The organism is Pseudomonas mandelii, from assembly GCF_006438925.1.
GTDB classification, from domain to species: Bacteria; Pseudomonadota; Gammaproteobacteria; order Pseudomonadales; family Pseudomonadaceae; genus Aquipseudomonas; species Aquipseudomonas mandelii_C.
The window spans coordinates 304993-317273 of sequence record NZ_RCZA01000003.1 but is presented as its reverse complement, the minus strand read 5'-3'; the positions used below and the strand labels follow the sequence as shown (position 1 = coordinate 317273).

The window sequence follows — 12281 nt, the reverse complement described above, 5'->3', positions numbered from 1 at the left end:
TCGCGAGCAGGCTCGCTCCCACGTTGGGTCTAGGTGAGGCGACCGACCTATGAATTCTTCGAAGATTGATCTGCCTGCCAGGCTTCTACTGAATCTAGCTCCATGGCGCAACGCCACAACCTGGCACGTCGCCTTCTCCGGTGGTCTCGACTCCACCGTACTGCTGCACCTTCTCGTACACCTCGCAAAAACAGAATCCCTGCCGGCGCTAAGCGCCATCCATGTTCATCACGGCCTTCAGGCTGCGGCTGATGCGTGGCCGGACCATTGTCAGTCGGTCTGTGATGCGCTGGGTATGCCGCTGCAGGTTGTTCGTGTGCAGGTTCAACCCGGCGCCAGCCTTGAGCGTGCTGCCCGGGATGCGCGATATGCCGCGTTCATCGAGGCGACGCAGGCCAATGAAGTGTTGATGACCGCCCAGCATCGCGACGATCAGGCGGAAACGTTGTTATTTCGGCTGTTGCGTGGGGCCGGGGTGAGGGGATTGTCTGGGATGCCACGCCAGCGCCCTCTTGGTAAAGGGCAGCTGCTGCGGCCATTGCTCGATGTCACGCGGGCTGAACTTGAAACTTATGCAGCGGAGCATCGGCTGAGCTGGATCGAAGACCCATCGAACCAGGATCGGCAATTCTCGCGAAATTACCTGCGCCTTCAGGTATTCCCGGTATTGACCAAGCGCTGGCCACAAGCGGTAACGACCATGGCCCGCAGCGCTGCGCACCTGAGCGAAGCGCAGGGATTGCTCAATGAGCTTGCGCAAATCGACCTGGCCGGCGCCAGCACTGCCAATGATTTTGATTGGCTGGGATTGCCGTCCCTGGAACTGGGAGCATTGGAAACGCTGTCCGATGCTCGTCAGCGTAATGCCTTAAGTCATTGGCTCGAACCGCTGACGCGACTGCCGGACAGTGACCATTGGTCGGGTTGGGAGAATTTACGTGATGCCACCGGTGATGCCTGCCCGATCTGGCGGCTGGCGGAGGGCGAGCTGCATCGGGCGGGTGGGCGTATCTGGTGGTTGTCCGGCAGTTGGTTGCGCACGTCGCCCGCCGTTGGAAACTGGCTTGATCCCTCGCGATCACTGGTGTTGCCGGACAACGGTGTGCTCACACTCAGCGGCCAAATCCCCGATGGCCTGCTGCATATCCGCTATCGTGAGGGAGGTGAAGTGATGAATTTGCCCGGTCGCGGCCATCGCGATCTGAAGCGATTGCTCAATGAAAGCGGCGTGCCGGGTTTCGTCCGTGGCAGATTGCCGCTGCTCTACCGAGACGAGCAATTGCTGGCGGTGGCCAACCTGCGGGGCTTGGACGGCATTGCAAAGGACCGTTGGAATTTGCATTGGCAGCCGCCGCACGAAGATCAAGGTTTGAGCTGAAAGGGGCTTTCCGGTAGACTACGCTCCCTTCTTGATACAACTTCTGTGGATTCGCCTGAATTGCAGGAGTTGCCGATTACCAAGCAGTCTTTGCTGGGCGATTCCAAAAAATGTGTAGCGAGCAACGTACCGGTGTTTCATCTTCCGGTCTGTCCCAACGCGGCGGTTTTTTTGAAAGGTGCACTGTGATTAATGCAGGTGATCGGGGGCTTCGGCCTTCCTTCGCTTTCCCCGGCGGCTCGGACCGCTTTAACGCAGACTTCTAGGGTTTTTCATGACGCGCTACATATTCGTCACGGGCGGTGTTGTTTCTTCATTGGGGAAAGGCATCGCATCGGCTTCATTGGCGGCCATCCTGGAGGCGCGGGGACTTAAGGTCACCATGCTGAAGCTGGACCCGTACATCAACGTTGACCCGGGCACCATGAGCCCGTTCCAGCACGGTGAAGTGTTCGTCACCCACGACGGCGCCGAGACCGACCTGGACCTGGGCCACTACGAGCGGTTCATCCGCACGACCATGACCCAGAACAACAACTTCACCACCGGCCGTGTCTACGAACACGTCCTGCGCAAAGAGCGCCGTGGTGATTACCTGGGCGCCACCATTCAGGTGATCCCGCACATCACCGACGAAATCAAGCGCCGGATCATCAAGGGCGCCGGCGATGCCGACGTGGCCATGGTCGAGATCGGTGGCACCGTGGGTGACATCGAGTCCCAGCCGTTCCTCGAAGCCATTCGTCAATTGCGTTTCGAAGTCGGCGCCAAGCGCGCGATGCTGATGCACCTGACACTGGTGCCGTACATCGCCACTGCCGGCGAAACCAAAACCAAGCCTACTCAGCACTCGGTCAAGGAACTGCGTTCCATCGGCCTGCAGCCTGACGTGCTGGTCTGCCGTTCCGATCACCCGATCGACATCTCCTCGCGTCGCAAGATCGCTCAGTTCACCAACGTTGAAGAACGTGCGGTGATTGCGCTGGAAGACGCCGACACCATCTACAAGATCCCGGGCATCCTGCACTCCCAGGGCCTGGATGATTTCGTTGTCGAGCGTTTCGGCCTGCAATGTGGCGGCGCCGATCTGTCCGAGTGGGAAGCCGTGGTCGACGCCAAGCTCAACCCTGAGCATGAAGTCACCATCGCCATGGTCGGCAAGTACATGGAACTGCTGGACGCCTACAAGTCGCTGATCGAAGCGATGAGTCACGCCGGCATCAGCAACCGCACCAAGGTCAACCTGCGCTACATCGACTCCGAAGACATCGAAAACCAGGGCACTGCGCTGCTGGAAGGTGTCGACGCGATTCTGGTACCTGGCGGCTTCGGTCTGCGTGGCGTGGAAGGCAAGATCACTGCCGTTCAATACGCTCGCGAAAACAAGGTTCCGTACCTGGGCATTTGCCTGGGCATGCAAGTGGCCGTGATCGAGTTCGCTCGTAACGTGCTGGGCTGGAAAGACGCCAACTCCACCGAGTTCGATCGTGCCAGCGGTCATCCGGTCGTGGGTCTGATCACCGAGTGGGAAGATGCCACCGGCGCAGTCGAAACCCGTACCGAAGCGTCCGATCTGGGCGGCACCATGCGCCTTGGCGCTCAGGATTGCCTGCTGGAGCCGGGTTCCCTGGTGCACGATTGCTATGCCAAGGACGTGATCGTCGAGCGTCACCGTCACCGCTATGAAGTGAACAACAACCTGCTGCCGCAAATCATGGAGGCCGGTCTGAAAATCACCGGTCGTTCCGGTGATGGCGCCTTGGTAGAAGTGATTGAAGCCCCGGATCATCCATGGTTCGTCGCTTGCCAGTTCCACCCTGAGTTCACCTCGACACCACGCGACGGTCACCCGTTGTTCAGCGGTTTCGTTAAAGCAGCTTTGATTCAACACCAGAAGAAGGCGTAAATCTGATGGCGCAGAAGATCATCCGCGTAGGCGATATCGAGATTGCCAACGACAAGCCAATGGTGCTTTTCGGTGGCATGAACGTGCTGGAAAGCCGCGACATGGCGATGCAGGTCTGCGAAGAGTACGTAAAGGTCACCGAGAAACTCGGTATCCCTTACGTGTTCAAGGCCAGCTTCGACAAGGCCAACCGTTCCTCCGTGACCTCTTACCGTGGCCCCGGCCTGGAAGAGGGCATGCGGATTTTCCAGGACATCAAGCAAGCTTTCGGCGTACCGATCATCACTGACGTCCACGAGCCTGATCAGGCCGCGGTCGTCGCTGAAGTCTGCGATATCATCCAGCTGCCGGCCTTCTTGTCGCGCCAGACCGACCTGGTGGTCGCGATGGCCAAGACCGGTGCCGTGATCAACATCAAAAAAGCCCAGTTCCTCGCGCCTCAGGAAATGAAGCACATCCTGAGCAAATGCGTGGAAGCGGGTAACGATCAGTTGATCCTCTGCGAACGCGGTTCGAGCTTCGGTTACAACAACCTGGTCGTCGATATGCTCGGCTTCGGCATCATGAAGCAGTTCGAATACCCGGTGTTTTTCGACGTGACCCACGCGCTGCAAATGCCCGGCGGTCGCTCCGATTCCGCCGGCGGTCGCCGCGCTCAGGTCACCGACCTGGCAAAAGCCGGGATGAGCCAGTCGTTGGCCGGCCTGTTCCTCGAAGCACACCCGGACCCGGACAACGCCAAATGCGACGGCCCTTGCGCCTTGCGTCTGGACAAACTGGAGCCATTCCTGGCCCAGCTCAAAGCTTTGGACGAACTGGTGAAGAGTTTTCCGACGGTAGAAACCGCGTAATCCTCATTTCTCCGGTAAAGTACCGCACGAATTAATGCTCAGGCCCTCGGGTCTGGGCCTTATCGTCCGCAAGTCTGCCCGCTGCACATCACTTGCCGGCGATACAAGATTTCCTTCAGCTGCGTCGTTTTCGTCAACTTTGGAGTGTTTACAACAATGGCAAAAATCGTCGACATCAAAGGTCGTGAAGTTCTCGACTCCCGTGGCAACCCCACCGTGGAAGCGGACGTGCTTCTCGATAACGGCATCATCGGCAGTGCTTGCGCGCCGTCCGGTGCTTCCACTGGCTCGCGTGAAGCGCTCGAGCTGCGTGATGGCGACAAGAGCCGTTACCTGGGCAAGGGCGTACTCAAAGCCGTCGCCAACATCAACGGTCCGATCCGCGACCTGTTGAAAGGTGCAGACCCAAGCGACCAGAAAGCGCTGGATCACGCGATGATCAAGCTCGACGGTACTGAAAACAAAGGTTCCCTGGGCGCCAACGCGATCCTCGCCGTTTCCCTGGCAGCCGCCAAGGCAGCCGCACAGGACCAGGACCTGCCGCTGTACGCGCACATCGCCAACCTGAACGGCACCCCGGGTGTTTACTCGATGCCGGTTCCGATGATGAACATCATCAACGGTGGCGAGCACGCCGATAACAACGTCGACATCCAGGAGTTCATGGTTCAGCCAGTTGGCGCCAAGTCTTTCTCGGAAGGTCTGCGCATGGGCACCGAGATTTTCCATCACCTCAAAGCTGTTCTGAAGGCCCGTGGCCTGAGCACTGCAGTGGGTGACGAAGGTGGTTTCGCACCGAACCTGGCCTCCAACGAAGACGCTTTGAAAGTGATCTCCGAAGCCGTGGCCAATGCCGGTTACAAGCTGGGCACCGACGTGACCCTGGCTCTGGACTGCGCTGCCAGCGAATTCTACGAAGACGGTAAATACAACCTGTCCGGCGAAGGCCAGGTGTTCACCGCTGAAGGTTTCGCTGACTACCTGAAAGGCCTGACCGAGCGTTACCCGATCATCTCGATCGAAGACGGTCTGGACGAGTCCGACTGGGCTGGCTGGAAAATTCTCACCGACAAGATCGGCGAGAAAACTCAGCTGGTAGGCGACGACCTGTTCGTCACCAACACCAAGATCCTGAAAGAAGGCATCGATAAAAAGATCGCCAACTCGATCCTGATCAAGTTCAACCAGATCGGCACCCTGACCGAAACCCTGGAAGCCATCCAGATGGCCAAGGCCGCTGGTTACACTGCCGTCATCTCGCACCGCTCCGGCGAAACCGAAGATTCGACCATTGCCGACCTGGCTGTGGGCACCGCGGCTGGCCAGATCAAGACCGGTTCCCTGTGCCGTTCGGATCGTGTTTCCAAGTACAACCAACTGCTGCGTATCGAAGAGCAGTTGAATGGTAAAGCCAAGTACAACGGTCGCAGCGAATTCCGCGGTTAATAAAGTGCCGAGCCTCGCCAATACTGCTCCTTTTTGACGGTGTCTGTTGCCGTCATACTGCGTTGCCGCTCCTCGCCATAGCCAGCTATGACTCGTCGCGGCGCCTTGTCTGACGACAACAGTCACTCGTCAAAAAAGGAGCGTATTGGTGAGGCTCGGCACTAACGTGGTAAAAAGACACCGGATTGTGTCGGAAAAATCGCTACAGCGATGGATTTGCCACTAATCTGATGCCTTATAAGCACAAGCCTGGGTCTTCCAGGCTTCGTGCTATCAGAAGCTTCAAAGTTTTGGCATGGCTGTCTTTTTTCACTGGATACCTGATATTCGATGCGCAGTCCCAATTGGTTGTTCCTCGTCTTGCTCCTACTGCTGGCTGGCCTGCAATACCGCCTGTGGGTGGGTAATGGCAGTCTGGCGCAAGTGGCCGAACTGACTCAGCAGATCGCAGATCAACACGCTGAGAACGAGGGGCTGCTTGAGCGCAATCGGGTGATGGACGCTGAAGTCAGTGAATTGAAAAAGGGCATGGAGACCGTTGAAGAGCGGGCTCGTCATGAGTTGGGCATGGTCAAGGACGGTGAAACCCTTTACCAGTTGGCTCAATGAATCCCTCGTTACCGGCCTTCTGGGCTGTAATTCCTGCCGCGGGCGTCGGTGCCCGTATGGCCGCGGACCGTCCCAAGCAATACTTGCAACTGGGCGGGCGCACTATTCTCGAACACAGCCTCGGCTGTTTCCTTGATCATCCTTCCCTGAAAGGGTTGGTGGTCAGCCTTGCTGTTGATGATCCTTACTGGCCGAACCTGGCGTGTGCTTGCGATCCGCGAATTCAGCGGGTTGAAGGTGGTTCCGAGCGTTCCGGGTCGGTACTCAATGCATTGCTGCATTTGCATGCGCAAGGCGCTGACGATGAGGATTGGGTGTTGGTTCACGATGCCGCACGGCCGAATCTGAGCCGTGATGATCTGGACAAGTTGCTGGGTGAACTCGCAGAAGATCCGGTTGGCGGACTGCTGGCGGTTCCGGCACGCGATACCCTCAAACGGGTCGACAAGCACGGTCGCGTGGTGGAAACCGTGGATCGCAGTGTGATCTGGCAAGCCTATACGCCGCAGATGTTTCGCCTTGGCGCGTTGCATCGGGCGTTGGCCGACAGTCTGGTGGCCGACGCGGTCATCACTGACGAAGCTTCGGCGATGGAGTGGGCAGGCCTGGCGCCGCGCCTGATCGAAGGTCGGTCCGACAACCTCAAGGTTACGCGTCCCGAAGACCTGGAATGGTTGCGGCAGCGTTGGGCTAACCGCCGCTAAAAGATCGCAGCCTGCGGCAGCTCCTACATTGGAATGCGGTTTCCTGTAGGAGCTGCCGCAGGCTGCGATCTTTTGATCTTAAACCCGATACTCCGGCCGCTCAGCCAATCCTTTCTTCAAGTAATCCACCAACTTGCGCACTTTGGGCGAGAGATGCCGCTGCTGTGGATAAAGCGCCCACACGGCAGTGTTCGGCGGTTGGTGGGCTTCCAGCAGCGAAATCAACTCACCGTTTTTCAGATGCTCCAGCACGTAGTAGTCCGGTAACTGACACAGACCCACGCCCTGTAACGCCGCATCCAACACGGCTTGCCCACTGTTGCAGCGCCAGTTTCCCTGTACCCGCTGGGAAAATTCCCGCCCGTTCTGTTCCAGTTGCCAGATGTCCGAGCTACCGATGAGGCAGTTGTGGCGGCTGAGTTCCGACAAGCTATGCGGGCGGCCGTAGCGTTCCAGATAGGACGGCGATGCACACAGGTACATGCGCCGTGGTGCCAGGCGTGTCGCTACCAGCCGCGAGTCCTGCAGGCGACCGAGACGGATCGCCAGGTCCAGCCCTTCGTGCACGAGGTCGAGTTGACGATTGCTCAATTCGATGTCGATTCGCAGTTGTGGATAGAGCCCCATGAAACGGGTCACCAGCGGCACGATAAAGCGTTCGCCATAGGCCACAGCGCAGGTCATGCGCAGCATGCCTTTAGGTTCGCTAGTCAGGTCACCCACCGCTCGCAGTGCTTCTTCGCGACCATCCTGTAGGCGCTGGCAATGCTGCAGAAAGGTTTGCCCTGCTTCGGTCAGAGTGACCCGGCGGGTGCTGCGATAAAGCAGTCGAGTCTGAAGGCGCTCCTCGAGGCGTACTATTTGTCGACTGACGTGAGAGGACGAAACCCCAAGGCGTTCCGCGGCAGCCGTGAACTGGCTGCACTCGGCCACGGCGACGAACTCGTCGATACCTTCCCAGCGGTTTTCGGACATCAAGGATTATCCCTGTATGGCAATAATGTTTTTCTTTTGTCCGGATTATTCACCGTCAGGCGGTGTATTACACTCCTTGTCTCGTTTTTATTCACTGGAGAATCCACATGATCAAGTCGCGCGCTGCCGTTGCCTTCGAGGCAAAGAAACCCCTCGAGATCGTTGAAGTCGATGTCGCCATGCCCAAGGCCGGTGAAGTCCTGCTGCGTGTGGTTGCTTCCGGTGTCTGCCATACCGACGCCTACACGCTGTCAGGCGCGGATCCGGAAGGTATCTTCCCGTCGATCCTCGGTCACGAAGGTGGCGCGGTGGTTGAGGCGATTGGTGAGGGCGTGACCTCCGTCGCCGTCGGCGATCATGTGATCCCGCTGTACACCCCGGAATGCCGCCAGTGCAAATTCTGTCTGTCGGGTAAAACCAACCTGTGTCAGGCGATTCGCGCGACTCAGGGCAAAGGCCTGATGCCGGATGGCACTTCGCGCTTTTCCTACAAAGGCCAACCAATTTTCCACTACATGGGGACGTCGACGTTTTCGGAGTACACCGTGCTGCCGGAAATCTCCGTCGCCAAAATTCCAAAAGAAGCGCCGCTGGAAAAAGTCTGCCTGCTGGGCTGCGGTGTCACCACCGGCATCGGTGCAGTTCTTAATACCGCCAAGGTAAAACCAGGTGATACCGTCGCCATTTTCGGCCTCGGCGGCATCGGCCTGTCGGCGGTGATCGGCGCGGTCAAAGCCAAGGCTGCGCGGATCATCGCCATCGACATCAACCCGGCCAAATTCGAGATCGCCAAGCAGTTGGGTGCAACCGATTGTGTGAACCCGAAAGATTTCGATCGTCCGATTCAGGAAGTCATCGTCGACATGACCGATGGCGGCGTCGACTTTTCCTTCGAGTGCATCGGCAACGTCCAATTGATGCGTGCTGCTCTTGAGTGCTGCCACAAAGGTTGGGGCGAGTCGGTGATCATCGGTGTGGCCGGTGCCGGCCAGGAAATATCCACCCGTCCATTCCAGCTGGTGACCGGTCGCGTCTGGCGCGGTTCGGCGTTCGGCGGCGTGCGTGGCCGTACCGAGTTGCCAAGCTATGTCGAGATGGCTGAAACCGGCGAAATCCCGCTGGATACTTTCATCACCCACACCATGGGCCTGGAAGATATCAACAAGGCGTTCGACCTGATGCATGAAGGCAAGAGCATCCGTTCCGTCATCCATTTCTGAGGTCGGTCATGAGCCTGGAAAATATCTCCTGCCAGAAAAGCTTCGGCGGCTGGCACAAACGCTATCGGCACCGCTCCGATGTGCTCGGCTGCGACATGGTGTTTGCCGTGTACCTGCCGCCGCAAGCGGAGCAGGGCGGCAAGTTGCCGGTGCTGTACTGGTTGTCCGGCCTGACCTGCACCGACGAAAACTTCATGCAAAAGGCCGGCGCCATGCGCATGGCCGCCGAACTGGGGCTGATCATCGTTGCCCCGGACACCAGTCCTCGCGGCCCTGATGTGCCAGGTGATCCGGATGGCGCCTGGGACTTCGGTCTCGGCGCCGGGTTTTATCTGAATGCCACGCAGGAACCCTGGTCCCGGCATTATCGAATGCATGACTATGTCGTGCAGGAATTGCCCGCATTGGTCGAAGCCCATTTCCCGGCCTCGGACAAGCGCGGCATCAGCGGTCATTCCATGGGTGGCCACGGTGCTTTGGTCTGCGCGTTGCGTAATCCGGGGCGTTATCAGTCGGTGTCGGCGTTCTCGCCGATCAACAATCCGATGGACTGTCCTTGGGGGCAGAAAGCCTTTTCCCGCTACTTGGGGGAAGACCGATCGAAATGGCGCGAGTGGGATGCCTGCGTCCTGATTGCCGAAGCGAACGAGAAGTTGCCGTTATTGGTCGACCAAGGTGATCGCGACGATTTCCTGGCCACCCAGCTCAAGCCTGAAGCTTTGCAACAGGCCGCCAAACTGGCCGGTCATCCGCTGACGTTGCGCTTGCAACCCGGCTACGACCACAGCTATTTCTTCATCGCCAGCTTCATTGATGACCACTTGCAGCATCACGCACGCGCCCTAGGCGCCTAATGCAGGTAGAATCACGCCCTGACAAAAATCGGGGCGTTTTTTTATGCGTATTGGCCACGGCTATGATGTGCACCGTTTCGCTGAAGGCGATTTCATTACTCTGGGCGGCGTGCGCATTGCACACGGCTTCGGGCTGCTCGCTCACTCCGACGGTGACGTCCTGCTGCACGCCTTGAGCGATGCCTTGCTCGGCGCCGCTGCGCTGGGTGATATCGGCAAACATTTTCCGGACACCGACCCGACATTCAAGGGCGCCGACAGCCGAGTGCTGTTGCGTCACGTCGTCGCACTGATCCATGCCAAGGGCTGGAAAGTCGGCAACGTCGATAACACCATCGTCGCTCAGGCGCCGAAAATGGCCCCGCATATCGAATCGATGCGCGCGCTGATTGCCGCGGATCTTCAAGTTGAGTTGGATCAAGTGAACGTGAAAGCTACCACCACCGAAAAGCTCGGCTTTGTCGGTCGCGAAGAAGGCATTGCCGTGCACTCCGTTGCCTTGTTGCTGCGCACATGAACGAACTGCAATTGCTCGGCCCGCGGGCCTATGGCCAAGCCCTCGGCACCGCAGTACTGAAAGCCACGGCGGAAGATTTTCAGGTCGATGAAGTCCTCAATATCCCCCTCAGTGGCGACGGCGAACACTTGTGGATCTGGGTGGAAAAGCGCGGTCTGAATACCGAAGAAGCGGCACGGCGGATCGCCAAGGCGGCGGGCGTGCCATTGCGCACTGTCAGTTACGCGGGCCTCAAGGATCGTCAGGCGCTGACTCGCCAGTGGTTCAGCGTGCAACTGCCGGGCAAGGCTGATCCTGATCTGTCGGCGGCGGAAAACGATACGCTGAAGATCCTCAAGACCGGCCGGCACAAACGCAAGCTGCAACGCGGTGCTCACTCGGCCAATGGCTTCACGTTGCGACTGACGCAATTCGCTGGCGACAAAGCGGCGATCGACGAGCGTCTGCAACTGATCGCCAAGCAAGGTATTCCCAATTATTTCGGCGCCCAGCGTTTTGGGTTTGACGGCGGTAACGTGGTCGACGCCCGTGCCTGGGCGGCGCGTAAAGCGTTGCCGGAGCAGCGCAACGTGCGTTCGCGCCTGCTCTCTACCGCGCGCAGTTTTCTGTTTAATCAGGTGTTGGCGGCGCGTGTCGCCGATGGCACTTGGCAGCGCGCTCAGGTGGGCGATCTGCTGGCGTTCACCGACAGCCGCAGTTTTTTCCCTGCCGGTGAAGCCGAATGCAACGACCCGCGTCTGGCGATTCTCGATCTGCACCCGACCGGTCCGCAGTGGGGCGAAGGTGACTCGCCGGCCACTGGCGCTGTCCATGAACTGGAGCAGGCAATCGCCACTCGCGAAGCGGACTTGCGCGATTGGTTGATTAACGCCGGTATGAGCCACGAACGTCGCATCCTGCGGCTGCCCATTGGTGGGTTGACGTGGCATTATCCCGAGCCTGACATTCTGCAACTGGAATTCGTCCTCCCGGCCGGATGCTTCGCCACCGTATTGGTGCGCGAGCTCGTTGATCTGGTGCCGGTGGGGCAGACGGACAGCCCATGCGTATTCTGATTTCTAACGACGATGGGGTAACCGCACCCGGTCTCGCCGCGCTTTATGCTGCGCTGGCGGATTACACCGAGTGCGTGGTTATCGCCCCGGACCAAGACAAAAGCGGCGCCAGCAGCTCGCTGACGCTCGACCGTCCGTTACACCCGCAAACCCTGGCCAACGGCTTTATCAGCCTCAATGGCACACCGACCGATTGCGTGCACCTGGGCCTCAATGGCTTGCTGGAGCGCGAGCCGGACATGGTGGTTTCAGGCATCAACCTGGGCGCCAACCTGGGTGATGACGTGTTGTATTCCGGCACCGTGGCGGCGGCCCTTGAGGGACGTTTCCTGACGCGTCCTTCGTTTGCCTTTTCGTTGGTCTCACGGCAAGTGGAGAACCTTCCCACCGCCGCGTACTTTGCGCGCAAACTGGTAGAGGCTCACGCGGACCTTGAACTGCCACCGCGTACGGTACTGAACGTGAACATTCCCAATTTGCCGCTGGACCACATCCGCGGTATTCAGCTGACCCGCCTCGGACATCGCGCACGTGCTGCAGCGCCGATGAAAGTGGTCGATCCGCGCGGTAAATCCGGTTACTGGATTGCGGCGGCGGGGGATGCCGAAGACGGCGGCCCGGGCACCGATTTTCATGCGGTGATGCAAGGCTATGTTTCAATCACCCCACTGCAACTGGATCGCACCTTTAATGATGCCTTCAGAAGTCTCGATGGCTGGCTGGAGGGGCTGAACTAATGGCTCGTGAACAAGACGATATTCTGCGT

At 58.8% G+C, this 12281-nt stretch carries 12 protein-coding genes; 11 read left to right on the top strand and 1 reads right to left on the bottom strand.

Annotated features, from left to right (window positions below; translation table 11 throughout):
• Positions 1-49: 49 nt before the first annotated feature.
• From tilS to ispD, 6 genes are all read left to right on the top strand, one after another.
• Positions 50-1378, top strand: coding sequence for a tRNA lysidine(34) synthetase TilS (gene tilS, locus EAH74_RS08570; protein ID WP_140677633.1), 1329 nt, complete (start codon positions 50-52; stop codon positions 1376-1378).
• A gap of 274 nt (positions 1379-1652) precedes the next feature.
• Positions 1653-3284, top strand: a complete 1632-nt coding sequence (locus tag EAH74_RS08565; protein ID WP_140677631.1) for a CTP synthase — start codon at positions 1653-1655, stop codon at positions 3282-3284.
• Positions 3285-3289: 5 nt separating this feature from the next.
• Positions 3290-4135, top strand: coding sequence for a 3-deoxy-8-phosphooctulonate synthase (gene kdsA / locus EAH74_RS08560; protein WP_046054578.1), 846 nt, complete (start codon positions 3290-3292; stop codon positions 4133-4135).
• A gap of 156 nt (positions 4136-4291) precedes the next feature.
• Positions 4292-5581 (top strand): phosphopyruvate hydratase, encoded by a 1290-nt coding sequence (gene eno, locus EAH74_RS08555; RefSeq protein ID WP_008154033.1) that lies wholly within the window; start codon positions 4292-4294, stop codon positions 5579-5581.
• A 330-nt stretch (positions 5582-5911) separates the two neighbouring features.
• Positions 5912-6190, top strand: coding sequence for a cell division protein FtsB (gene ftsB, locus EAH74_RS08550; RefSeq protein WP_008028992.1), 279 nt, complete (start codon positions 5912-5914; stop codon positions 6188-6190).
• On the top strand, positions 6187-6894 hold the full coding sequence (gene ispD, locus EAH74_RS08545; protein ID WP_140677629.1) for a 2-C-methyl-D-erythritol 4-phosphate cytidylyltransferase: 708 nt from the start codon (positions 6187-6189) through the stop codon (positions 6892-6894). Before ftsB ends, ispD begins: the two co-directional genes overlap by 4 nt.
• Positions 6895-6972: 78 nt before the next feature.
• Here the strand turns inward: ispD and EAH74_RS08540 are convergent, their stop codons facing one another.
• Entirely contained in the window at positions 6973-7869 is an 897-nt protein-coding gene (locus tag EAH74_RS08540) for a LysR substrate-binding domain-containing protein (protein ID WP_140677627.1), read from the bottom strand.
• Positions 7870-7976: 107 nt separating this feature from the next.
• Here EAH74_RS08540 and EAH74_RS08535 point away from each other — a divergent pair, with 107 nt between their 5' ends.
• The 5 genes from EAH74_RS08535 to surE are packed head-to-tail and all read left to right on the top strand — an operon-like array spanning position 7977 to position 12252.
• A complete protein-coding gene (locus tag EAH74_RS08535) occupies positions 7977-9089 on the top strand; it encodes an S-(hydroxymethyl)glutathione dehydrogenase/class III alcohol dehydrogenase (protein ID WP_033059912.1) in 1113 nt (370 codons plus the stop codon).
• Positions 9090-9097: 8 nt separating this feature from the next.
• Positions 9098-9943, top strand: a complete 846-nt coding sequence (gene fghA / locus EAH74_RS08530; protein WP_074879658.1) for an S-formylglutathione hydrolase — start codon at positions 9098-9100, stop codon at positions 9941-9943.
• A 43-nt stretch (positions 9944-9986) separates the two neighbouring features.
• Positions 9987-10460, top strand: a complete 474-nt coding sequence (ispF, locus tag EAH74_RS08525; protein ID WP_140677625.1) for a 2-C-methyl-D-erythritol 2,4-cyclodiphosphate synthase — start codon at positions 9987-9989, stop codon at positions 10458-10460.
• Positions 10457-11515 (top strand): tRNA pseudouridine(13) synthase TruD, encoded by a 1059-nt coding sequence (gene truD, locus EAH74_RS08520; RefSeq protein WP_140677623.1) that lies wholly within the window; start codon positions 10457-10459, stop codon positions 11513-11515. Before ispF ends, truD begins: the two co-directional genes overlap by 4 nt.
• Positions 11503-12252 (top strand): 5'/3'-nucleotidase SurE, encoded by a 750-nt coding sequence (surE, locus tag EAH74_RS08515; RefSeq protein WP_123365867.1) that lies wholly within the window; start codon positions 11503-11505, stop codon positions 12250-12252. Before truD ends, surE begins: the two co-directional genes overlap by 13 nt.
• The last annotated feature ends 29 nt before the right edge of the window (positions 12253-12281 follow it).